This window comes from Pseudomonas sp. HK3, from assembly GCF_052920985.1.
In genome coordinates this window covers 2138018-2159895 of record NZ_JBREXD010000001.1, presented here as the reverse complement: position 1 = coordinate 2159895, position 21878 = coordinate 2138018, and the positions used below count along the sequence as shown (strand labels likewise).

Annotated in this window: 19 protein-coding genes, 1 tRNA gene and 2 CRISPR repeat arrays; of the genes, 8 read left to right on the top strand and 12 right to left on the bottom strand. The window is 41.0% G+C overall.

Features of this window, described 5'->3' with window-relative positions; translation table 11 throughout:
- The first annotated feature begins 57 nt into the window (after positions 1-57).
- From ACU6U9_RS10085 to ACU6U9_RS10070, 4 genes are all read left to right on the top strand, one after another.
- Positions 58-1641: a cation:proton antiporter domain-containing protein gene (locus ACU6U9_RS10085; protein WP_446734888.1), complete on the top strand. Its 1584-nt coding sequence runs from the start codon at positions 58-60 to the stop codon at positions 1639-1641.
- Positions 1638-2519 carry a LysR family transcriptional regulator gene (locus tag ACU6U9_RS10080; protein ID WP_446734887.1) on the top strand — a complete coding sequence of 294 codons (882 nt, stop codon included), beginning with the start codon at positions 1638-1640 and terminating at the stop codon, positions 2517-2519. The genes ACU6U9_RS10085 and ACU6U9_RS10080 overlap by 4 nt, the downstream gene beginning before the upstream one ends.
- Positions 2520-2521: 2 nt before the next feature.
- Positions 2522-3079, top strand: a complete 558-nt coding sequence (locus ACU6U9_RS10075) for a DUF1415 domain-containing protein (RefSeq protein WP_446734886.1) — start codon at positions 2522-2524, stop codon at positions 3077-3079.
- 118 nt (positions 3080-3197) lie between these two features.
- The gene (locus ACU6U9_RS10070; protein ID WP_446734885.1) at positions 3198-4319 is read left to right on the top strand and encodes a GGDEF domain-containing protein; all 1122 of its coding nucleotides are present in this window, start codon (positions 3198-3200) and stop codon (positions 4317-4319) included.
- On the opposite strand, the gene ACU6U9_RS10065 is transcribed toward ACU6U9_RS10070, so the two are convergent.
- A complete protein-coding gene (locus ACU6U9_RS10065; RefSeq protein WP_446734884.1) occupies positions 4316-4969 on the bottom strand; it encodes a Crp/Fnr family transcriptional regulator in 654 nt (217 codons plus the stop codon). The genes ACU6U9_RS10070 and ACU6U9_RS10065 overlap by 4 nt on opposite strands.
- Positions 4970-5331: 362 nt before the next feature.
- Here ACU6U9_RS10065 and ACU6U9_RS10060 point away from each other — a divergent pair.
- Positions 5332-5408, top strand: a tRNA-Met gene (locus tag ACU6U9_RS10060).
- A 504-nt stretch (positions 5409-5912) separates the two neighbouring features.
- Positions 5913-7383: direct repeats of the CRISPR family, unit length 28 nt; unit sequence TTTCTAAGCTGCCTGTGCGGCAGTGAAC.
- Between the two features lie 92 nt (positions 7384-7475).
- Positions 7476-9124: a CRISPR direct-repeat array (repeat unit 28 nt; unit sequence TTTCTAAGCTGCCTGTGCGGCAGTGAAC).
- Positions 9125-9253: 129 nt separating this feature from the next.
- On the opposite strand, the gene cas6f is transcribed toward ACU6U9_RS10060, so the two are convergent.
- The 7 genes from cas6f to ACU6U9_RS10025 all read right to left on the bottom strand — a co-directional run bounded on the left by cas6f (position 9254) and on the right by ACU6U9_RS10025 (position 16332).
- Positions 9254-9805: a type I-F CRISPR-associated endoribonuclease Cas6/Csy4 gene (gene cas6f / locus ACU6U9_RS10055; protein WP_446734883.1), complete on the bottom strand. Its 552-nt coding sequence runs from the start codon at positions 9803-9805 to the stop codon at positions 9254-9256.
- Positions 9806-9813: 8 nt separating this feature from the next.
- Entirely contained in the window at positions 9814-11085 is a 1272-nt protein-coding gene (gene cas5fv / locus ACU6U9_RS10050; RefSeq protein WP_446734882.1) for a type I-Fv CRISPR-associated protein Cas5fv, read from the bottom strand.
- A gap of 1 nt (position 11086) precedes the next feature.
- Complete coding sequence (gene cas7fv, locus ACU6U9_RS10045; protein ID WP_446734881.1) at positions 11087-12088, bottom strand: type I-Fv CRISPR-associated protein Cas7fv; 1002 nt, start codon at positions 12086-12088, stop codon at positions 11087-11089.
- A 3-nt stretch (positions 12089-12091) separates the two neighbouring features.
- Entirely contained in the window at positions 12092-13942 is a 1851-nt protein-coding gene (locus ACU6U9_RS10040; RefSeq protein WP_446734880.1) for a DEAD/DEAH box helicase, read from the bottom strand.
- The gene (locus ACU6U9_RS10035; RefSeq protein WP_446734879.1) at positions 13914-15026 is read right to left on the bottom strand and encodes a CRISPR-associated endonuclease Cas3''; all 1113 of its coding nucleotides are present in this window, start codon (positions 15024-15026) and stop codon (positions 13914-13916) included. Before ACU6U9_RS10035 ends, ACU6U9_RS10040 begins: the two co-directional genes overlap by 29 nt.
- 45 nt (positions 15027-15071) lie before the next feature.
- Positions 15072-16028 (bottom strand): type I-F CRISPR-associated endonuclease Cas1f, encoded by a 957-nt coding sequence (gene cas1f / locus ACU6U9_RS10030; protein WP_446734878.1) that lies wholly within the window; start codon positions 16026-16028, stop codon positions 15072-15074.
- Positions 16029-16155: 127 nt separating this feature from the next.
- A complete protein-coding gene (locus ACU6U9_RS10025) occupies positions 16156-16332 on the bottom strand; it encodes a hypothetical protein (protein WP_446734877.1) in 177 nt (58 codons plus the stop codon).
- A gap of 135 nt (positions 16333-16467) precedes the next feature.
- Here ACU6U9_RS10025 and ACU6U9_RS10020 point away from each other — a divergent pair, with 135 nt between their 5' ends.
- Together ACU6U9_RS10020 and ACU6U9_RS10015 are read left to right on the top strand one after the other, a co-directional pair.
- Complete coding sequence (locus ACU6U9_RS10020) at positions 16468-17325, top strand: WYL domain-containing protein (RefSeq protein WP_446734876.1); 858 nt, start codon at positions 16468-16470, stop codon at positions 17323-17325.
- A gap of 398 nt (positions 17326-17723) precedes the next feature.
- Entirely contained in the window at positions 17724-18419 is a 696-nt protein-coding gene (locus ACU6U9_RS10015; protein WP_446734875.1) for an HNH endonuclease family protein, read from the top strand.
- Between the two features lie 38 nt (positions 18420-18457).
- On the opposite strand, the gene ACU6U9_RS10010 is transcribed toward ACU6U9_RS10015, so the two are convergent.
- The 3 genes from ACU6U9_RS10010 to ACU6U9_RS10000 all read right to left on the bottom strand — a co-directional run bounded on the left by ACU6U9_RS10010 (position 18458) and on the right by ACU6U9_RS10000 (position 20153).
- Positions 18458-19207: a hypothetical protein gene (locus ACU6U9_RS10010; protein ID WP_446734874.1), complete on the bottom strand. Its 750-nt coding sequence runs from the start codon at positions 19205-19207 to the stop codon at positions 18458-18460.
- Positions 19208-19427: 220 nt separating this feature from the next.
- Entirely contained in the window at positions 19428-19853 is a 426-nt protein-coding gene (trxC, locus tag ACU6U9_RS10005) for a thioredoxin TrxC (RefSeq protein WP_446734873.1), read from the bottom strand.
- A gap of 63 nt (positions 19854-19916) precedes the next feature.
- Positions 19917-20153, bottom strand: coding sequence for a hypothetical protein (locus tag ACU6U9_RS10000; RefSeq protein WP_446734872.1), 237 nt, complete (start codon positions 20151-20153; stop codon positions 19917-19919).
- Between the two features lie 176 nt (positions 20154-20329).
- Between ACU6U9_RS10000 and ACU6U9_RS09995 the strand changes: the two genes are divergently transcribed.
- On the top strand, positions 20330-21511 hold the full coding sequence (locus tag ACU6U9_RS09995) for an NAD(P)/FAD-dependent oxidoreductase (RefSeq protein ID WP_446734871.1): 1182 nt from the start codon (positions 20330-20332) through the stop codon (positions 21509-21511).
- A gap of 160 nt (positions 21512-21671) precedes the next feature.
- Here the strand turns inward: ACU6U9_RS09995 and ccoM are convergent, their stop codons facing one another.
- Positions 21672-21797 carry a cytochrome c oxidase subunit CcoM gene (ccoM, locus tag ACU6U9_RS09990; protein ID WP_446734870.1) on the bottom strand — a complete coding sequence of 42 codons (126 nt, stop codon included), beginning with the start codon at positions 21795-21797 and terminating at the stop codon, positions 21672-21674.
- Positions 21798-21878 lie beyond the last annotated feature (81 nt).

Below are 21878 nucleotides of genomic sequence, written 5' to 3'. Positions count from 1 at the left end.
CGATTTTATAGATATCAATAGTCTATACTCTACCGGTCTATATATCAGGTAACGCCCATGGATTTTATTTGGATTCTCATTGCATTTGCATGTGGCTTTGCCGCGAAACAAATGAATCTCCCCCCTTTAATCGGTTACCTATTAGCGGGTTTTGGCATGCATGGGTTAGGCGTGCAACCACTAGATAACCTGCAAAGTCTTGCGGACCTCGGCATTACCTTAATGCTGTTTACGATTGGCTTAAAAATTAACTTTAAAACCTTGCTCAAACCAACGGTTTGGGCTGGTGCCAGCTTGCACATGCTGTCTTGGGTTGTGGTTGGGTCCATACTGCTAAAAGGCTTTGCCTTATTGGGCATCCAGTATTTAGAGAACCTTGAGTGGCCAGCTCTTGCACTGATCGCCTTTGCTTTAAGTTTTTCGAGCACCGTGTGCGTCGTGAAGCTGTTAGAAGAGAAGTCTGAAATGAAAAACCGCCACGGTAAATTAGCGGTCGGTATTTTAGTCATGCAAGATATTGTAGCGGTGATCTTTTTAGTGGCCGCCACCGGCAAAGTCCCCAGCATTTATGCGCTAGGCCTTGTTTTATTGTTCCCTGCTAAGTGGTTTCTTGACCGCATTATTGATAAAGCTGGCCACGGTGAGCTATTACCGTTAGTGGGCATTGCACTTGCCTTAGGCGGTTATGAATTATTTAACCTCGTTAATTTGAAAGGGGATCTAGGGGCACTTATTTTTGGCTTATTATTAAGCCAACACAGCAAAGGGCCTGAGCTGGCTAAATCCCTTTATACGTTTAAAGATTTATTCTTGATCGGTTTCTTTTTATCTATCGGGTTTACCGCGTTACCTAGCTTCGACATGATCACTCCGCTTGCGGCGATTAGTTTTATTTTGATCATAAAAGGCGTCATGTTGTTTCATATATTGGCGGCATTACGCGCACCGGGTCGCAGCATGTTTTTAGGCTCCATGATTTTGACCAACTACAGCGAGTTCGGGCTCATTGTCGCCGCACTTTGTGTGGGCAATGGCTGGCTGGGAAAAGAGTGGTTAGTGATCATTGCACTGGCGGTTAGTATTTCATTCATCTTTACCAGTATTTTTTATGAGTATGCCCATACCGTGTACGCCTACATGCGTACCTGGGTTAAATACTTTGAGCGCCCTCAACCCGTGCCTGAATACCAAGAGCAATTAAAACATGCTGAGGTACTCATTATAGGTATGGGCCGTGTTGGGCGAAGCTCTTATGACGTGCTGCATGAGCGCCTTGGGGATAAAGTATGGGGTGTAGAGTCTGATACCACCAAAGCATTGCTTAACCGAGAACGTGGGCGCAATGTCATCATTGGTGATGCAGAGGATGCCGATTTCTGGGAAACACGAGAGCTTAGCCATATTAAGCTAGTCATGTTAGCCATGCCTTCTGTCACCGACATTCGTGATATCACCACGCAATTACAAATCAGCGATTACAAAGGGCATATTGCCGCCATTGCTCGCTACGAAGATGAACGCACATCTTTAATCGAATTCGGTGTGGATAACGTCTTTAACTACTATGTAGAAGCCGGTACAGGCTTTGCGGAAGAGAGCATGCAACTGATAGGACTCAATAACGAGCCAGTAACATCATGAAATTCAGCCTACGACAACTTGAAGTGTTTTTAGCCACCTCTCACTTTCAAAACATATCAAAAGCGGCAGACAGCTTAGCCATGAGCCAAAGCGCCGCTAGCTCGGCACTAAAAGAGCTAGAGCAACAATTTGATATTTTATTATTTGACCGTGTGGGTAAACGATTACAATTAAATGAACAAGGACGGCTCATTCGCTCACGCACCGAAGCGCTGTTAGAGCAAGCCAAAGAATTAGAACAAGCACTATTACAGCACCAAGATGCAGGCCCAGTGAATGTTGGCGCAACCCTCACTATTGGTAATTATTTAGCCGTCACCATTTTAAGCGATTTATTATCTGAGCACCCTGACGCGGAAGTGAATCTCAGTGTGGCCAATACACAAAACATCATGCAACAAGTGCTTAACTACGACATTGATGTGGGCATGATTGAAGGTGAAATCCAACATGCCGAATTAGACATCATCCCATGGCGTACCGATGATCTTTGTGTATTTTGTTCACCGCAACACCCATTAGCGCATAAAAAAGAATTAACCGATGAAGATATTCAACACTACTCATGGGTTTTAAGAGAAAGCGGATCAGGTACGCGCCAAGCATTTGATCGAGCTATGCATGGTATTTTATCGCAGATTCCAATCGCCATTGAACTGCAACACACCGAGGCGATTAAACGTGCGGTTGCCAGCGGCTTAGGCCTTGGATGCCTATCTCGAATTTCAGTAGAAGATGCCCTAAGACGTAAAGACTTAGTCGAACTGGCCGTGCCCCAGCGTGACTTTGAGCGCACACTGTATTTTATTTTACATAAGAAAAAACACCGCAGCGCAGGTATACAGCGCTGGCTTACGTTCTGTGAAAAAATGGTTTAATAATGCAAGACAGTATCATGATCGAATCGATTACAAAAAACATAAATCAATGGCTAGACGACGTCGTTATCGGCTTAAACTTATGCCCATTTGCGGCCAAACCCAAACGCATGAATCAAGTGCACTTAGATATATTTACCGGCGATAACGAATCTGAATTAGACCGCGCCTTTTTAACCGCGCTAGATGAATTGCAAAGCATGGAGCCTTGCGACAGAGAGACAACGTTGCTGATCATACCCAATGCACTCACCAGCTTTGAAGATTACATGCTGTACTTACAACAAGCACAATGGCTACTACAGCGTGCAGGCCTTGAAGGCACGCTTCAGCTTGCGAGTTTTCACCCTCACTACCAGTTTGACGGCACCCATCCTGACGACAAAGAAAACCTGACCAATCGCGCGCCCTATCCTATTTTGCATTTAATTAGGGAAGACGCCTTAGCGGATGTACTCTCAAAATATCCAGACCCTGAGTCCATACCTGAAAATAATATCCAGCGTGTAGAGGCTTTAACCCCAGAGGAAGTATCAACCTTATTCCCACACATAAAATAGGCAATACGCTTGATTTACTGGTAATTTGATACATTCATACCATTTAAAATCACCTTTAAATGGTATAAAAATAATGACTTAAACTACACTCATATAATACTGGTCAGTTAAACGTATTATGAGCAGCGACCTTACTAAGCGTACCGACATGGATTTTTTAAGCCGTTCTTTTCCCGGCTTATTTGTATATGCCACTGCTTGGCCGCTATTAGCGTTTGCCGCCGACTTTTTCAGTATTAATTATAATTTGGCCGTCACATTTACAGCCTTGTTTATTGGCATTAGCGTGGTAAGGGTGGCCCATGCTTATAGCACCCCGTACTTTTATGCTATCTCGCCTAGTATATGGCGCATTGCTCTGTTTAGCTTGGCCTTCTCACACGCCCTTACCCTCTCAAGCATTCATGTCTATTTAATTGTCATTGATGAAAACTTTAACATGGGCATACTCACCACATTGATCATGGTTGGCTTAGTGGGTGGTGCGGCCTCAAGCTTGGCACCTAAGCCCATTTTTACTCAGTTTTATATCGCGGTGATTTTATGCCCGACTATGATCGCGTATTTCTTTAGCCCCAGTTATCATTTCCTTGCTCCATTAGTTGTTGTCATGTGGATATATTACATTCTAATGTGCCGCCGATATTACAAGGAATATACGAGGGCCTTTGATATTGAGCGCAAATTAAAAGAAAACCAAATCAAACTAGAGGCACTTAATCAAACGGATACGTTAACCGGTATATACAACCGACAATATTTTGATAACGCATTAGATTTACAATGGGATTTAGCATCCCGCTCACAATCAAGCTTGTCTATTTTGTTCTTGGATTTAGACTTCTTTAAAAAAGTAAATGATGAATATGGGCATATAATTGGGGATAAAGCACTTTGCCATGCCGCGTCTGTTTTTCAAGAAACCGCTAAACGAAAAAGTGATATGGTTGCACGATATGGCGGCGAAGAATTTGCCATTATTTTACCAAGCACTCAGCATGATATTGCAAAAGAGCTGGCAGAAAACATTCGCTTAAACATAGAAAAAACACCATTAATTTATGGTGAAATAACAGTGCAGCTCACCGTTAGCATTGGGGTTAACTATACGATTCCCAATAACCAAATAAACTGTATATTATTTTTAGATCAGGTCGATCAAGCATTATATGAAGCTAAGCACACAGGCAGAAACTGCGTAGTGAGTTACTTAGACATGCAAGGCTCGATCAAGTCTTAAAAGGCTATTTCTGGCAATACATTTTTCTTTTGTACACTATAAGAATCATTCCACTCACATAGCAATTCAGCTAAAAAGCGTGATTGCTCATGTAGCGCAACCAATTCATCTTGACCGCCTTTTACACCTTTATAGATAGGTAGCTTTAACAGCTTTTTATTAAGTTCATTTGCTGGATCTTGCATTTTATTTACTTCAAGATTCCAACGAACATTATGCAACATCATTCGATAAGCGATTAATTTTGTTTCAACCGTAAATAAACTAAAGTCGTCTATTTCACGGAAATATTTAAAATCAATTCCCAACAACACCACATCTGTTTGCGCCTTAACAGTGGCATTTCGGCCACGCCCTGTCACCATTGATAACGCACCAAAGACTTCGCCAGGGTTAATGATGTTTAAGCTCTCGCCATCATCATCACAGAAAACCGACATCTGACCTTTCAGTAAAAAGTACAGTACCTGATCTTGATTGCCTTTTTGTAAAACCGTTTCACCTGCTTGCGCTTGAACAAATTCACAGACACTTAATAATAAATCGAACTGCTTTTGATCAACCTGCACAATCTCTTTAAAAAACGTAACACTTCGAACCAACCGCTGTAAGGACTCCGTGTTGTACTCAACTCTGCTTAGTTTTTGCATCCCATAAACCCTACAACCACATACCAATGACACGAAAGGAAAAACATATCCAGACTCATACTAACAGCTATATTTAGACCCCAGCAAAAGAAATATCCAAATTACGAACTGTTGGTATTTTTTACTATAAAATCAAACACATACAGCCAATTAGAGCATTACGTTTGCACATAAAAGCACCAAAACCTCCGTATCGACGATCATTGCGATACCTATATATAAGCATTCAGTGAAACACAGGGTTTAGGGCCTATACGCATGCAACAAGGCGCTATAAGTATAAAAAGTGTAAGTCATTGAAAAAAATAACAAAGTTACTTGACAGTAATGACTCAAATGGTAATAATGCGCGCCGTTTCAAAGGCAACATAGCTCAGTTGGTTAGAGCACATCACTCATAATGATGGGGTCCCAGGTTCAAATCCCGGTGTTGCCACCAAATTCTAAAACCCGCTAAATATCTCTATTTAGCGGGTTTTTTCATTTCAGAGCAAAAATACCCAGGTTCACTAATTTCAAGATCTGCGGTGTTGCCACCAAATTCTAAAAAACCGTTAAATATCTCTATTTAGCGGGTTTTTTCATTTCAGAGCAAAAATACCCAGGTTCACTAATTTCAAGATCTGCGGTGTTGCCACCAAATTCTAAAAAACCGTTAAATATCTCTATTTAGCGGGTTTTTTCATTTCAGAGCAAAAATACCCAGGTTCACTAATTTCAAGATCTGCGGTATTGCCACCAAATTCTAAAAAACCGTTAAATCTCACGATTTAACGGTTTTTTTCGTTTCAGAGAATCAAAAGCACAGGTTCACTAATTTCAAGGCCGCTGTGTTGCCAACAAATTCTAGAAGCCGCTAAATAGCAATATTTAGCGGCTTTTTGTTTTCTGAGGCAAAGCCCCAGCTTCACGCTTAAATCCAGTACACCGTTTTGCCAGCAAGATTCTAAGCTGCCTGTGCGGCAGTGAACTGAAGCTGAAATGAAGTTAATCCCGCACCCTATTTCTAAGCTGCCTGTGCGGCAGTGAACTTTGTCTAAATTGTCCCGGTCTGGGGTTTGTTTTTCTAAGCTGCCTGTGCGGCAGTGAACCCGCCGCTGGGTTTGATGAAATTTGGGTGAGCTTTCTAAGCTGCCTGTGCGGCAGTGAACTTGCGGCCGGATTATCTGGTTTAGCTGGTGGTTTTCTAAGCTGCCTGTGCGGCAGTGAACAATTACTGAGGTGGGTGCCGATGTATCGGTGATTTCTAAGCTGCCTGTGCGGCAGTGAACGACGGTCAAGTAATAGACCGAAAAATAATTGATTTCTAAGCTGCCTGTGCGGCAGTGAACGTGGAACAGCCAAGGACAAGGCGCTTCAGCTTTTTCTAAGCTGCCTGTGCGGCAGTGAACCTTTCAAACTGGCGTTGAATGGCGCTTACGGTTTTCTAAGCTGCCTGTGCGGCAGTGAACCGGGGTTGTTTCACACGCACAATACTCAATGCCTTTTTCTAAGCTGCCTGTGCGGCAGTGAACGTTAGTGATAAATTTTCATGTATGAGCGTTAATTTCTAAGCTGCCTGTGCGGCAGTGAACTTAGATGAATACGCTGGAGAGATACCTATAATTTTCTAAGCTGCCTGTGCGGCAGTGAACCTATTGATAGCGCAAGCTTGCGGGTAGTTGATTTTCTAAGCTGCCTGTGCGGCAGTGAACCTCATGTCTGCCAGTGAACTTATTGAATGTGTTTTCTAAGCTGCCTGTGCGGCAGTGAACATAAACACAAGCCTTTTGGATACTGGGTGATTTTTCTAAGCTGCCTGTGCGGCAGTGAACTCTATATTTATTCTTCGCGTCCTGCCTTGTGATTTCTAAGCTGCCTGTGCGGCAGTGAACCACAACGGGTGCTTCATATGCTGAGTGTCACATTTCTAAGCTGCCTGTGCGGCAGTGAACCGTTTTTTTCGGTGAGAACGGGCGCGGCTAATTTTCTAAGCTGCCTGTGCGGCAGTGAACATTCAGCAATATCATGCCTTATAACACTGAACTTTCTAAGCTGCCTGTGCGGCAGTGAACAAGCTCTGCGCCATCTATACCACGTAGAGTCGTTTCTAAGCTGCCTGTGCGGCAGTGAACTTACCTGTATTGATGAGATAGACGCTGAGAACTTTCTAAGCTGCCTGTGCGGCAGTGAACATTCTGCTGCATCTAGTATTGTATTTAATGCGTTTCTAAGCTGCCTGTGCGGCAGTGAACTGAGGAGCTAAAAGAAATCAAACTAAGGTATATTTCTAAGCTGCCTGTGCGGCAGTGAACTGGGCATTTGGTAGTCTAGACGCAATTGTTAATTTCTAAGCTGCCTGTGCGGCAGTGAACCGAATTTGACTTAGATCAAAACCTAAAAGGCTTTTCTAAGCTGCCTGTGCGGCAGTGAACCTATTGACTTATTAAATGTTAAAATGATCAAATTTCTAAGCTGTCCTGTGCGGCAGTGAACTAGACGACCTTACTGTTGGCGACCGAATTACATTTCTAAGCTGCCTGTGCGGCAGTGAACTTACCTGTATTGATGAGATAGACGCTGAGAACTTTCTAAGCTGCCTGTGCGGCAGTGAACTTGGTAACGCCGATTCAAATGTCACGGTTCTATTTCTAAGCTGCCTGTGCGGCAGTGAACTTACAGCACTTGACGCAATACAAGATGTTGCATTTCTAAGCTGCCTGTGCGGCAGTGAACTTCGCCCCTAAGATGCGTTTTTTTGTTTTCATTTTCTAAGCTGCCTGTGCGGCAGTGAACATGAAGTGTACGACGAAGACAGCCCAGACAAGTTTCTAAGCTGCCTGTGCGGCAGTGAACTATCTTTACCTACCACATAAATAGAATGATTATTTCTAAGCTGCCTGTGCGGCAGTGAACTCTATTAATCTTAAGACTGTGGTTTATCAAAATTTCTAAGCTGCCTGTGCGGCAGTGAACTAATCACCAATTGTGTGCAGCTGGCATAATAATTTCTAAGCTGCCTGTGCGGCAGTGAACGCTGTTTGATTCATCAATTAAGCGAAGTTCACTTTCTAAGCTGCCTGTGCGGCAGTGAACATTAAAATAAAAACGCAGGAACAGATAGAAATTTTCTAAGCTGCCTGTGCGGCAGTGAACACACCGTCTTTATCAAAACAACCTAAGTTAGTTTTCTAAGCTGCCTGTGCGGCAGTGAACACGCTGACGACCAAGTGGTTCGGATATACAAATTTCTAAGCTGCCTGTGCGGCAGTGAACAAGGTGTAGACTTACGTGGTGTAAACTTAGAATTTCTAAGCTGCCTGTGCGGCAGTGAACTTTTTTGCGGCGTTGGGGTTTTTAGAGTTATATTTCTAAGCTGCCTGTGCGGCAGTGAACTTACCGTGCGTCAATCCGTAAGTTGTTTGTACTTTCTAAGCTGCCTGTGCGGCAGTGAACAGTTTATTCGTCTTCGTCGTCGCGCTGGTCGTTTTCTAAGCTGCCTGTGCGGCAGTGAACGGCATTAGAGACACAAATTAACAAAGCCGCTATTTCTAAGCTGCCTGTGCGGCAGTGAACGTAGTGATGATGTTCGTGACGGTATTATTAACTTTCTAAGCTGCCTGTGCGGCAGTGAACGGCGGGCATAGGCACCACAAAAACCAAATGGTTTTCTAAGCTGCCTGTGCGGCAGTGAACAGACCACAACCACCGGCCAAAGCATCGTGAATTTTCTAAGCTGCCTGTGCGGCAGTGAACAATGCCTTGCCAAGTTGCAGCGCTTTGTCTTTTTTCTAAGCTGCCTGTGCGGCAGTGAACTGAATGCTGCTTAAACTTGTTTAAGTTGGGATTTTCTAAGCTGCCTGTGCGGCAGTGAACACCATCACAATAGACGACAAGCTGAATTTTGATTTCTAAGCTGCCTGTGCGGCAGTGAACTCTAATTGGGTTTGTAGAACGCTTACCCCTTCTTTCTAAGCTGCCTGTGCGGCAGTGAACGCAAAGCTAGCGATTGTGTGGAGCTGATATACTTTCTAAGCTGCCTGTGCGGCAGTGAACGTGCGTGAATTGGCGGCGGCATTAAATCGAATTTTCTAAGCTGCCTGTGCGGCAGTGAACAAAGCCTGGTATCTATCAACAGCGTGAATATTTTTCTAAGCTGCCTGTGCGGCAGTGAACTATGAAATATAAACAAAAAAACGAGCTATATCAAAGCCATAAAGGTAAATATAGAAATTAACCCTTTTTAAAAGCCAAAATATAACTCATTGATTTTATTACGTTTTTAAAGAGCGCTTATTTTTTAGGTTAAAACCAAGGTACTGTAGCTGTTTTACTTAAGCCATAAGAATCAAAGACGCCATCAATAGGTTCAGCTTTGACATCACTAAACTCAAAAAATTTGCGATGTACTTGCTCTGTTGAACTGCTGAACAAGTCTAGATAAGGGTTATCAAAACCTTGACTTAACATTTTAACCTTGTAGCGTTTTTCGCCTTCTTTATCAATACTACCTCTAGCTATTAAGCGCCTTAGTTTTGCCTTGCTTAAATTACTTCTTTTTTCAGAAATAACGCGATACTGAGTATTTTCAGGTACGGTTAAAATATCACTTAATCGACAATAGCCACTCAGAGGCCCTAACCACTCGAGCCCTTGTAGATCATTGAGCAAACTTGCTTGGCCATGAATACGAAATACTCTACCCAGTTTTAAATGTACTTGCGGGAAGCTAATACCGACACTATTGGTATTTAGCTTTACCAGTGCTTTATGAAATTTGGTAAAAATCTTACTACTGAGTTCAGCTTCACGCATTTCAGCATCAGGTTTTAGTTGTAGTTCAATATAAGAATCCATACTTCCTCCTAAACTCGAATACTTGAAACATAAGCAAGGCCTTTTTTACCGAGGTAAAAACTTGATACTCCGGCATTTTCAATGAGCGTTTTTATTTCTTGGGCTCGGCTCATGTTATTGAAATAAAGCCCTCTTGCCTGAGAATCTAACTGCAACTCAATTTCCAAAAAACCAGATTGCTTTTTAATATTGCAAGGAGTGCCTACAGCTTTTTTGCGGCCTCCAGTCATTGCATTGAGCCAGTCCCTCACACCATTAAAACCACGCTTGGAAAACCCTTGTATTTGAAGTTCATGTTTTGCATTAATCATGAAGCCTAGGTCACACCCTTCATCTATTAATCTCTGTGCTTGCAAATACAAAGCGACAGCATATAACCGATACGGATATAACACACCATCCTTCCAATACTCAATATCAGGATATTCACCCACTATTAAAGCAATAGCTTTATTAAGCTTCTCTTGAGTAATCAAACACTCATCAACAGTACCTAAGCTTTCCAATTGCTTACAAATTCCTGTTAAATTATTCTCAAATTGCTCAATTTTATTTTTATATACCAATCTCTGCTTATCTGTTTTAGGAGGTGCTACTACAAATTTATTTTTGTAATCCGATTCTTTACCACTCTCAACAACTAATTTTTTTTCTAAATTTTCTCGCTGAAGCATCACTCGTTCAGCACTAAACCAAGGTGAACCTATATCACCTTTTATGTCAGTTATTTCATCTAATCTTGAAAGTAAATTAATGGGCTTAGAATATCCAAACTCACCATTTATTAATGAGTTTGGTTTTTCAGATAAAATAAATTCCAGCAAATCTTTTTTATTCAAATACAAAACAGACCAGAATTGAGGAGATATTTTAGAAGAGAACCAAGGATTATCATCTGATATAACGCCTAAAAAGTTACCTTGAGAACACCTATCATCCGATTTATTTGTTAAATATACCAATTCATTAGCTGCTTCCGTTTTTATTTCTTTAAATGAAATGCATGATTCAATATCTGAAAAATAAAAATTACTAGAATTCCTTGCTTGGTATAGCTTCCGTTGATCACCTATGAGCCTAGATAAAACACCTAATACTGTATTCTCGCTGGTATGCGATTCTTTCTGCCCCTGAGCTTTGGAAGTGGCAACAAATTTCTGCATATAACCTTTATCACTTGGGATGTTAGTTTTACCATTTACTTTTTCAATTGGTTTTTTATCATCATCCCCAAGAAAACTCATATGCCAACATGAGTCGTATTCTATTAATATGCGCATACTATTTACCCTCATAATAGACAGCGTATTCTTTTTCTTTTTCTGAATTTATCTTTTCTGGTGAATGCTTGATGCGCAGCATATCTTTTCCAACACCATCGTTATAATCCACAGATACGTCCTCTACAAACATATACCCCTTAGCTTGCTTTATATTTAGATCTCTAATTAGACCAACCATTTCGTTAACTAAAACATCAATTGCATCATCATTTAATAAAATCCCTTGCTCGCCCTCATCAAAAATTGAACCTCTACGAACATAGTTTTCATGGTAAGTGGCCAATGCATTTTCCCGCCCTAAGGTTTCTTGAAAATACTTCGTTAATGTTTTTGCAACCTCTCTACCTTCAGAATGGTTATTAACAATATACGCCTGACGACCAAAGTCAGCGCAAAGAGGAATGAACTGAAGCTGTTCTATGCTAATTGAACCATAAGCAATGTACTCAGTATCACCAAAGGTAGTCTTTGAAAAAATAGAGTTACTTGATTCTTTGCCATCTTTATTTTCTTTTTTCTCTTTACTGCCAGACTGCCCCATTTGCTCATAATTACCGTTACCCAACTGATCGACAAAATCAGTTAACAATAAAGGGCTTGTTCGTTTATTTTCATTTTTTGGGATAACATAGCCACGTAACAACCCAACTAGTGAGCAAAGTAGCTTTATTGGTTGTTTTAATAACTCAGGTGATTGAAGATTGTAAGGTTCACATCGAAATAGGTGGTGACGAATACAATTTTGACTTATGTAGAGTTTAACTTTGCTAAAATCCACACTACTTGGATGCTGGTACGATTTTGGAGAACCATCCTCCCAGAAATCTTTAATATTGCTATACCCTCGCAATTTAGGCATGTTGTGATTACTTACCTTAGTCGGCTTTGATGCACCATCCTTCCAGAACTCAAGCTGAGGAGAGCCATTCCAATTCACAACGCCATGACCAACTGCTTTAATTTTGAAATCAACACTTTTAATTCCTGTTACTTTTTCCATGATTTATTCCTCATCTTCTGTGGTTTGATTAATTTGTTTAATTGACATTGCGCCTATGGGTTGTTTTTCACAGACGGCATAATATATTGCATGCAGATGGCGGGCACTTTCTCCGCCCACGGCCAGTAAATCGTTAGTGGTATAGCTTAAATAAATGGGTGATTCAGGGTCACGAGCTTCATTTAATAGACCTTGATCGGTATATGATGTTTTCACACCAAATATGTTTTTGTGTTTTTTGAACATGTGTGAAAGTAAATCTTTATCGCTTTGTCCATAGCCTAAAATTGCATTAGTGGAATAGGTTAAGTTATCAATATCGCTGACATCATCGAGCGGTATTGTGTAAGCATATTGTTCAAGGTATTGATACTCAGATTGGCTGAGGTCAACGACTGCCATTTGCACGAATCGGTTATCACCACGCAAGGAGCCTTTGCTAATTTTGCCGCGCTTTTTCTCTTTGTTCTTTTTAGGTGGCACAACAATCGGGTCTATCACCTTTGCATTGATTTTCGTAATACTTGCTTTTAATGCAGCCACTAAATCACTTTCGATATATTTTTTTGTATTTTCTAAATGGTGAAAGTCTTTATAAAGCCTGTAAATATCAGGTAAATTGAACTGTTTATGCTCTAATGAATTTAATAAAAACTGATACCATTCGCGCACAGACTTAAGCACATACAACTTAGATAAAAATCGTGACGCGGGGCTATTGCCTTTTGATGCTGCAATGGATTCTGGCACTGCCAAGGTGTAAATATTGACCTTTTCGTTTTCACCAAATCTATCTAAGCGCCCTAAACGTTGAAGGCAATCTTCTGCATTGGTAATTTCAGCAACCATGTAATCACAGCTGATGTTTAATGACGCCTGAACAATAGGACCGCTGCGCAACACTTCAAACTTACGTGTGCCGCCGCGCTTGTATGATTCAAATACTTCTTCAAACCATTTCTGTTTGTCGCTTTTGATAAATTTTGAATGCAGTAATATCGCATTTTCATCATGTTGATTGGCAATAAAACCATTTTGTGCGGTCAGTGCCATATTGCTAATAACAAAGGTGCAATCACTTTGCGAAGTAAATAATGGATTGCTGTTATCGATTTTTGAATCATCAAATAGCTTAAAATCGAGTTGATACTGGCTTTGATTAAACGATGGCATTTCTATGATGTCATCGGGGTGAATACCTAATAATTCTTCAACAAACACATAATGCGGTGTTGCTGACACCAATAGCGTATTCGCTTGTTGCTCTTTGAATTTTTTAGCGGCTATTAGCTCGGCAAATAGTAAGTTGAACGCGGGCATGTTTACGTATTCATGAAACTCATCGAAGACCACATGATTGTTTAGAAAATCAATAAGGGTATTCGCATTGGTATGGCTGATCACAGAGCCTAAAATTTGATCTATGGTGGTTATGACAACATCACCAGAGAAGTTTTCACCTTCTGGGATCGGGTTATCCCAATGGTTGTGAAATTTAAACTCGCCTGTGTTTATTTCAATCGTACTATTAGGTAAGTATTGCTCTGAGGTTAATTCATAAAACAAGCCTTGGCAGACTTGCACCCGTGGGCAGACCCAAATAATTCGTTTTGTACCTTGCAGTTTTGCCCACTCCAACGCAATTTTGGTCTTACCACAACCTGCAGCCCCCGCTAATACAGCAACATCTTCAGCGTAGGTTAGCTGTTTTGCAATATCGTTTTGCTTAATGCTGCGCTCACTATTGGGATAAAACGCACTCAGGCAAGCTTCAATATTTGAGCTAAGAGTAGATTCAACCTCAAGTAGCTCACTCACTTTTTGATTAAGCGTTTGCCTGAAGTATGGCTTCATGTAATTCTGATGCGCTCATTGCAGAAATAATTCTATCGGCTGTGATCACACATGCTCGCGCAATATTATTTAGTGCATTTATTTTCACATTAGTACGATTAGCAGAAACAGACTCTTCTAGCTCATATTCTTTATAACTGGGCGTGTGCAATGAACTTGAAATAGTCAATTCTTGTTCTAAAACTATTTCATTATTCACAGCTTTACTCAAAATTGAGCTCGTTGCTGAGCGATATTTTTTGTCTACCCCCATCACTTGGTTTAGTAAGGCATGTACTTGGCCTAAAATATCATTCAGCAACACACCTTTTTGGTTAGCGATTAGTTTTTTACCAATGTCTTTATAGGTTGTAAAACTGCTTTTATCTTTACGATATGGCTTAGCATGATGCCAATAAATAGCATGCTTAATTGATTCTTTATTGCTTGGATTTAGCGATTTTAACTCCGCATTATCTAAAAGATGGTAAAGAAATAATGATACCTCATTGTGGCGCGGGTGTTTTTCAAAACTGAATTTTGCATCATCAATATGCTGACCATCCTCAGCAACAAAGCTTTTCTTTTTAGGGTTAGTGACCCACTCTTGAAATTTTGGGTCTATCTTTCCTACATCATGCAAACAACCCGCTACAAAATTCACCATCGAGAATTGTGTGCTATCAGGGAATAACTGTTTATGTAGCTGTTCTGCGAAGTAGCCCACGGCAAACAAGTGCTCAACCAAAGGCTGTAACTTTGTATTGGCATAAAGTACGCCAGATTTAGGTTTGTCGGTTATGACATCCATAAAAACCTCTTTTTCTGTTCTATTCACTGGCACTATGCCCTGCTCATTAAATTTCAACCTATTACCTACCACCCACAATAAATCACTTCTTGCCCTTGATCGTATCCAATGGCAACTCACCGCTGTACTTTTGCTGGCTGTTTTTCTCAACAGTTTTTTTACTGATAGTAAGCCCTCATTTGTAATAATGGTTTGCCAGGTGTTATCACCTATTCTATCGGCATAGGCATCTAATACTCTGCGCGTTTTTTTCAATGCGTTCTTTTCACATTGAGATATGAAGGTCACCATCATATTCAGCTCTTCCTATATTGGGTCGGGCTAAAACCGCTTCTAAATTTACATTTCATGCCCTTCACCTAGCGCCAGCTGTTTTACCTGATTAAACATAAACTCTAATGCTTTATGGTCTGTAAAGGCCTGTAAGCACTGTTGACGAAATTGCTGTTCGCTTGCATTTTCTTTTGCACAAATAAATGCCCAAGGCAAAACAATGGCATCTTTAATTAAATCAGCCACGTCAAATACCAAAGCACCACGACGAGTCTTGCCATGCATGACCGCAAAACCATGAGGGATACCCAACACCCATAAAGTACAAGCGGCTAAGCCATAAGCTAGGTAGTTGCCATGATTTAAAAAGTCATTCGCTTTATCAGTCGATTGATGTTGTCGGGTAAAATTTTCGGTGTGGGTGTGACTCGCGGCGTACTTATAAAGTACTTTAGTTAGTTGTGCTTCGGCTAGCAATAAATCAGATGGTTTTATAGCGGTTTCGGTTCTGGTGTAAAAGGTATCAAGCGCACGCTGAATACCACTATCGCTAAAAACAAACCCTTCTGCTTTTAAGTCGCGGTCTTTTTCCCACACTTGCTGTATAAATCGAATACGCGCTACTTGAAATGCTTTGGCGACCTTTAATCGTTTTTCATCGTCAAACCAAAACCTCATCCAACCCTGTAAATATTCAGTCGGCCGGTATTCGCTTTGTGGTGTAAGCCATTCAACTTCATTGGCCATTAATAAGGGCGTGCCGCCACCGCCGCAAAATCCGACCAATACTCCAGCTTGCGCTAACATGCGCATGGCAGCTTGGGTAATGGATGTACCTGTGCCTAATAATAAGCAAGTGGTGTTAGCGATAGGTATGTTGTAGTACTGATTTTCTTTTTTGGCTTCGGTTAAATATAAAACTCGTCCATCTTTTTGCATGACCCGACAGTATTCGAGGTAATATAAATTTGCTCGATGTGAATGCAAAATAGCTTTCAAGTCGCTAGACGGTAAAATATCCATATTTTGCATCCTTATTATTTTATTTCGAGATGCTTTTTATTACTCATTTCATCTCATTCCTTTATGTTGCATAACATTGCACAAACGTACAGCACTTGTAAATATCAAAAACTTACATTTTTATTTATTAACATTTACGACTATTAAGCTCACCAAATACGCTTTGCAATGCGGCTTCTGGGTCAACACCGTTGCCAATTAGCGCTTCGATTTCTTCTACCATGGCTTTTTGTTTTTCTATTGATGGTAAGTTTTCCATCATTAGATTTTCAAGTTGTTTGGCGGTTAATTCTGATTCGCTCATGGTGATTCCTTTTGTATTAATTTGAGTATTTGTGTTCATTAATGTATTGAATTAGATTATGTCGTATTAAGCGTCATATCCATACTGGTCACATGCACATGTCGCCTAATCAAGCAGATGTAACACTGGGGTTTTATGAATAACGATTGGCCCATACGGTTTGATTTATTATTACGCTATCGCTTAATTGAAATTGTGGCTTATTGGGAGGGGCGATTAACCACCAATCACTTGGTGAATAGTTTTGGTATTGGCCGTCAACAGGCCAGTAAAGATATCAACGCTTACTTGAATGAAATTGCGCCGAATAACCTTATCTATAACAAACACTTAAAGGGTTATGAGCCTAGCCCACAGTTTAAACCCAGGGTGACAACGGGCACCGCTGATGAATACCTGCATGTGCTTAGTCGCACGAAAGATTTAGCCCATACCTTTGCGAGTTTAGATTTAGGCTTTACTAATACTCACATGCTGCAACTGCCTAGCCGCAAAGTAGACCCTGTCATTTTACGCACCATTGTACATGCCGCCCGCGAACAGAAACGTGTTGATATTGACTACACATCAGTGAATAACCCCGCAACCGATGGCCGTATTATTGTGCCCCATACATTGGTGTGTACACCCATGCGCTGGCATGTGCGTGCTTATTGTGAAAAAAATGGCCAGTACCGCGATTTTGTTTTGAGTCGTTTTCGTGGTGAACCTGATTTACTGGGTAAAAGTGAACATGGTAAATCAGACGATGCCGCCTGGAATACTCATATTGAATTATCCATTACACCCGACCCAAGACTTGAAAAACCCCAGCAACAAGTGATTGCCTATGATTACGGTATGACGCGTAACAAATTGGCTGTACCTTGTAAGGCGGCCTTATTGCAATATGTGTTAAAAGCATATGGATTAGATCCACATAAACAGGAAGCCAAACCTGAGGCACAGCAGGTTGTGATTGGTAACTATAAAACGGTTGAGCCTTGGCTTTAGGTTTCAATGCCACTACCAATGGCTAAGCCGTTGTTAGAATATGCTCATTGCAGCATCAATATCACATGGGAGGTAATGGGCGTAATGTTTTTCAATCATCTCGGTGGATTTATGGCCCGCCATGGTGGCTACCATTTTTAAGTTCACCCCTTCACGCAAAAGACGCACATTTTTCAACCACTAAATTGCTCGCCTTCATGCCCGCTCGCCGCAAAACCTGAAATAAAACCCTTTATCTAGATGGATTCATACGACTCATAGTAATCCGTCACACTTTCAGTCAACCGCACTATCGGGGCTTTTTGTCTCCGTCTATAATTAATACCTAAGTATGAGAGTTATGGACAACACTGAATCAAACGGATACTCATGCAAACCTTTGCCATAGAGTGTCTTTTTTGTCATTACGTAACGGCTTCGCCTGCTTACTTTTCATTACTACGAGTGTGTTATCACACGGTCAAATTATTAAGCTTTCCAATAGTAAAATTTGTCATGAACCAACCAGCCCATTTTATGATCGAGTGAAGCGCTTTGAGCCCTACTCATCACTTAGTGAATGCTTAAAAGCAGGCGGGCGTCTTCCTAAAATCACTGCACAGCCTAAAACCCATTCAGTGGCCACTAACCAATATTCAAGAAGTGCATTTGGCCACGGCTGGGCAGACACTGACAAAGATTGCCAAAACACACGACATGAAGTTTTAATCGAGCAATCCAGCACCAAGGCCACGCTATCCTCAAACAACTGTCAGGCTGCACACGGCCGCTGGATTTCGATGTTTACAGGCAATGTGATTACAAATGCAAAACAGTTAGATATTGATCATGTTGTGCCCCTTAAATGGGCTTGGGAGCATGGGGCCGATAAATGGCCAAAAAAGAGGCGCGTTGAATTTGCGAATGACCCCATCAATTTAATCGCAGTAGAAGCATCACTAAACCGCGCTAAAGGTGCAAAAGGCCCTGATGAGTGGTTGCCACCAAAAAATCAATGCCAATATACGCTTCGGTTTAAAAGGATTGTTAAAAAGTATGATCTTCAGATGACGAGTAAGATTAACGAAATGGCCAATAACTGCTTAGCAAAATAAATAGAGGGCAGCCTGCCAAAGCTGGCAGGCCAACTGTGTTAAATGGCGCTTACCGCCAAGCTCGTTTGTACATTTTGTAACACTTTTGAGATTTTATTTTTAGTGGCATAAACCAAAAAATAAGCACTTTGATCGCTGTAATTCACCACACTGTTTTCAACAAATTCCCATTTTGCTTTTGCAGATAAAACACGCTTAGCACTTGCTTGACCTAACGATTGAGCCAGTCGATCCAATCGCGCCTTAAATTGCTCGCTTGCCACCTTAGGTTTTAACTTATCAGCATCATACGGTGCCAATGAGTTTGTGCCGTTATAGGTACTGGATACATCAAAGAAGCGTGCGGTTATAGCCTGAACCTCAACCTGAGCCAAGAGGCTTTGATTACTGCTTTCTTGTAATACTGGGTCAGTGGTGATCAGAGCGTATAAATCAGAAAGATAACTGCGCGCATCTCGGCGTGTGGCCGATTCAACGTCCCAATCGTATTCTGGGCTGTACTCTGCTTTTAGGTTGTCTGCAATGGATAACCATCTGTTCATCCACTCGCCACCTAATATGGCATCTTGCTGCTGTAAAACCCTCAAGCTTTCAACAGCCTGCGCCTTGTACTTGTCTAAGTCCGACTGGTACTTAGGGGAACCTTCAGATAAAGCTTTCATATACAAAGCCGACATTGCCTGAAAGGCAGCTTGGGCATGGTTGAGCAAAGCAGAATTAGCATGCGAATGAATCGAAAATAGGCCGGATAGAATCAACAACAAAGCGCTTCTAACAACAAAGGTCATAATCTTCTCTTATTATTTTGTGATTAAGCAGTAGGTAATACGTTATTTTTATAGATCAAAGACTAATACCATTACATTTTGTGTATATGGCACTAAAGAGTGATTTATCAGAAAAACACTAAAAAAGTGCTGTTTTTATAACTTAGAATCAAATTCTTAGCGCTGAACAAGGGTTCACCGATAAGAATTTTATAAGGCAAACAAAACAAGTGTACCGTTACTATTTAATTGCCTGCTCTACCCAGGCTTGTAATTGCGACTCTGGCAATGCACCTGCTAACTCATTCACAACTTTGCCCTGTTTAAATACCTTGAGCGAGGGAATGCTTCGTATCCCATATTGAGCCGCTAACTGCTGCTCAGTCTCAGTGTTTACCTTTAATAAAATAGCTCTACCGGCAAGTTTTTTAGCAACACTCGCATAAGCGGGTGCCATAGCCTGACAAGGGCCACACCAACTCGCCCAAAAATCCACCACGACAGGTAACTCACTCTTGGTAATAAAACGGTTAAACTGGCTAGCATTAACCTCTAAAGAGGCTTCAGGCAAAACCGCACTTTGACATTTGCCACATTTAGGGCCTTCATTCAAACGTGAATCAGGTACGCGATTTAAACCTGAGCAAACAGAACACACTAATATCATACAACCCCCTAAGATTTAGACTGCTAATATTGGGGATTTTTCGAGATTTTCAAGGATCATTACTCAACAAAATAATTCAACGTCATCGGACACATGGCTTCGACTATTGATTTCAGTCAGCAACATTTCTTGTAATTCGCATAATTTATCATCCGATAAGCGAGGTAAATTTAAGCCTTCAAATATTCGCTGACTTAGAATCGTCTGCTCATAACAAAGCCGGTGCGCTGGGCCAATTCCGGTCAATATTTCAACATTTTTCTCGCCTACAACAGACTTTTTACAATAAGGACAACGCATATAAACTCCTAAATATTGGTGTGCATTCTACCGTGTGACTCTTAAATAAACCTGAATATTTAGTAGCAGGATCACAGGGTTTAAGTAAATAAATGTGTGCATGTGTTACTTACTATTTCATACGCTCAAGTGCATAATTCTGCTATCATTGCATTTTTATTTACTGCGTTAAAATCATGTCTTCAAATCAAGTTATTATCATTGGTGCCGGTGCCGCTGGACTGATGTGTGCCATTAGTGCCGCTGAAAATGGCAAAGGGGTTGTGGTACTTGACCACGCTAATAAGGCTGGTAAAAAAATTCTGATTAGCGGTGGTGGCCGTTGTAATTTTACTAATATGCACACCGAGCCAACAAACTACCTAAGTGCAAACCCTCATTTTTGTAAGTCCGCATTAAAGCGCTATACCCAATGGGATTTTATTTCAGAGGTAGATAAAGCCGGTTTACCTTGGCACGAAAAAAAACTGGGGCAACTATTCAGTGACAACAAAAGTGAAGCTATTTTAGGTATGCTACTTGATCGTTGTGAGCAACTGGGTGTGATTATCCAGTTAGATGTCAGTATTGATTCCATCAAAAAACAAAGTGACGGAACATTCCTGCTGACAAGTAAACATAAATCCTACCAATGCGAATCACTTGTCATCGCCACTGGCGCCATGAGTTTCCCGACCATGGGAGCGACCGATTTCGGCCACCGTATTGCACGCCAATTTGGTTTAAATGTGACGCACACAACACCTGGGCTTGTACCTTTTACATTTGATGCCACCGAAAAATCCCGCTTTGAAGGATTAAGTGGTGTTAGCCTCGACAGTGAAATAACCTGTGGCAACCAAAGCTTTCGCGAAAATATATTATTTACTCACAAGGGTTTATCTGGCCCTGCCGTGCTGCAAATAAGTTCATATTGGCAACCAGGAAACACCATCACCGTTCGTTGTTTGCCTGATGTAGACTTATTCGCTGAATTAACAAATCATCAAAAAAACAGCCCAAACAAACATTTATTAAGTATTTTAAAACTGCACTTCCCTGAACGAGTCATCGAAAAATTCTGTGCTGATACCGATTTAACAAAGCCGCTTCAACAATACAAACACAGCAATCTAGAAGCCATAGCAAATTTGTTTCAACAGTGGCAATTTATTCCCAGTGGTACAGAAGGCTATAAAAAAGCGGAGGTGACATTAGGTGGCGTTAATACCGATGACGTAAGTTCGAAAACCTTTGAAGCTAAAAACGTAAAAGGCCTATTTTTCATTGGCGAAGTGCTGGATGTCACAGGTCACTTAGGCGGCTTTAATTTTCAGTGGGCTTGGGCAAGTGGTCACTGTTGCGGAAAAGCGGTCTAAACATTAAAATTTATAAATAAAAAAACCCAGCAATAGCTGGGCTAGGCAAAGCACGACTTGTGCAAACGTGCATCCTGCACTTAGAGGGTTGTTACTGGAGTAACTCGGTTATAAATACACTTTGTGTGTATTTCAAATTCTTTTCAGCATCAAGTATTGATTAAAGTTGATTATCGCCTTTATGCTTAGCAATATCATTTTTAATAAAACGATAAACACCACCAAAAAAAGCAATGGTCAACGCAACAATGATAAGCCCTGATATTACATATTCATCGATATACATGGCGTCACCTCAAAAGTCATTAATGTTTACGCTTTTACAATAGCAACGCGTTGAGATTAAAAATTGACCTGTATCAATGCA

Bases quoted from the DNA above. Each gene is read 5' to 3' on its own strand.
- ACU6U9_RS10085 (WP_446734888.1), top strand. From the start codon at position 58: ATGGATTTTATTTGGATTCTCATTGCATTTGCATGTGGCTTTGCCGCG.
- ACU6U9_RS10080 (WP_446734887.1), top strand. From the start codon at position 1,638: ATGAAATTCAGCCTACGACAACTTGAAGTGTTTTTAGCCACCTCTCAC.
- ACU6U9_RS10075 (WP_446734886.1), top strand. From the start codon at position 2,522: ATGCAAGACAGTATCATGATCGAATCGATTACAAAAAACATAAATCAA.
- ACU6U9_RS10070 (WP_446734885.1), top strand. From the start codon at position 3,198: ATGAGCAGCGACCTTACTAAGCGTACCGACATGGATTTTTTAAGCCGT.
- ACU6U9_RS10065 (WP_446734884.1), bottom strand. From the start codon at position 4,969: ATGCAAAAACTAAGCAGAGTTGAGTACAACACGGAGTCCTTACAGCGG.
- cas6f (WP_446734883.1), bottom strand. From the start codon at position 9,805: ATGGATTCTTATATTGAACTACAACTAAAACCTGATGCTGAAATGCGT.
- cas5fv (WP_446734882.1), bottom strand. From the start codon at position 11,085: ATGCGCATATTAATAGAATACGACTCATGTTGGCATATGAGTTTTCTT.
- cas7fv (WP_446734881.1), bottom strand. From the start codon at position 12,088: ATGGAAAAAGTAACAGGAATTAAAAGTGTTGATTTCAAAATTAAAGCA.
- ACU6U9_RS10040 (WP_446734880.1), bottom strand. From the start codon at position 13,942: ATGAAGCCATACTTCAGGCAAACGCTTAATCAAAAAGTGAGTGAGCTA.
- ACU6U9_RS10035 (WP_446734879.1), bottom strand. From the start codon at position 15,026: ATGATGGTGACCTTCATATCTCAATGTGAAAAGAACGCATTGAAAAAA.
- cas1f (WP_446734878.1), bottom strand. From the start codon at position 16,028: ATGGATATTTTACCGTCTAGCGACTTGAAAGCTATTTTGCATTCACAT.
- ACU6U9_RS10025 (WP_446734877.1), bottom strand. From the start codon at position 16,332: ATGAGCGAATCAGAATTAACCGCCAAACAACTTGAAAATCTAATGATG.
- ACU6U9_RS10020 (WP_446734876.1), top strand. From the start codon at position 16,468: ATGAATAACGATTGGCCCATACGGTTTGATTTATTATTACGCTATCGC.
- ACU6U9_RS10010 (WP_446734874.1), bottom strand. From the start codon at position 19,207: ATGACCTTTGTTGTTAGAAGCGCTTTGTTGTTGATTCTATCCGGCCTA.
- trxC (WP_446734873.1), bottom strand. From the start codon at position 19,853: ATGATATTAGTGTGTTCTGTTTGCTCAGGTTTAAATCGCGTACCTGAT.
- ACU6U9_RS10000 (WP_446734872.1), bottom strand. From the start codon at position 20,153: ATGCGTTGTCCTTATTGTAAAAAGTCTGTTGTAGGCGAGAAAAATGTT.
- ACU6U9_RS09995 (WP_446734871.1), top strand. From the start codon at position 20,330: ATGTCTTCAAATCAAGTTATTATCATTGGTGCCGGTGCCGCTGGACTG.
- ccoM (WP_446734870.1), bottom strand. From the start codon at position 21,797: ATGTATATCGATGAATATGTAATATCAGGGCTTATCATTGTTGCGTTG.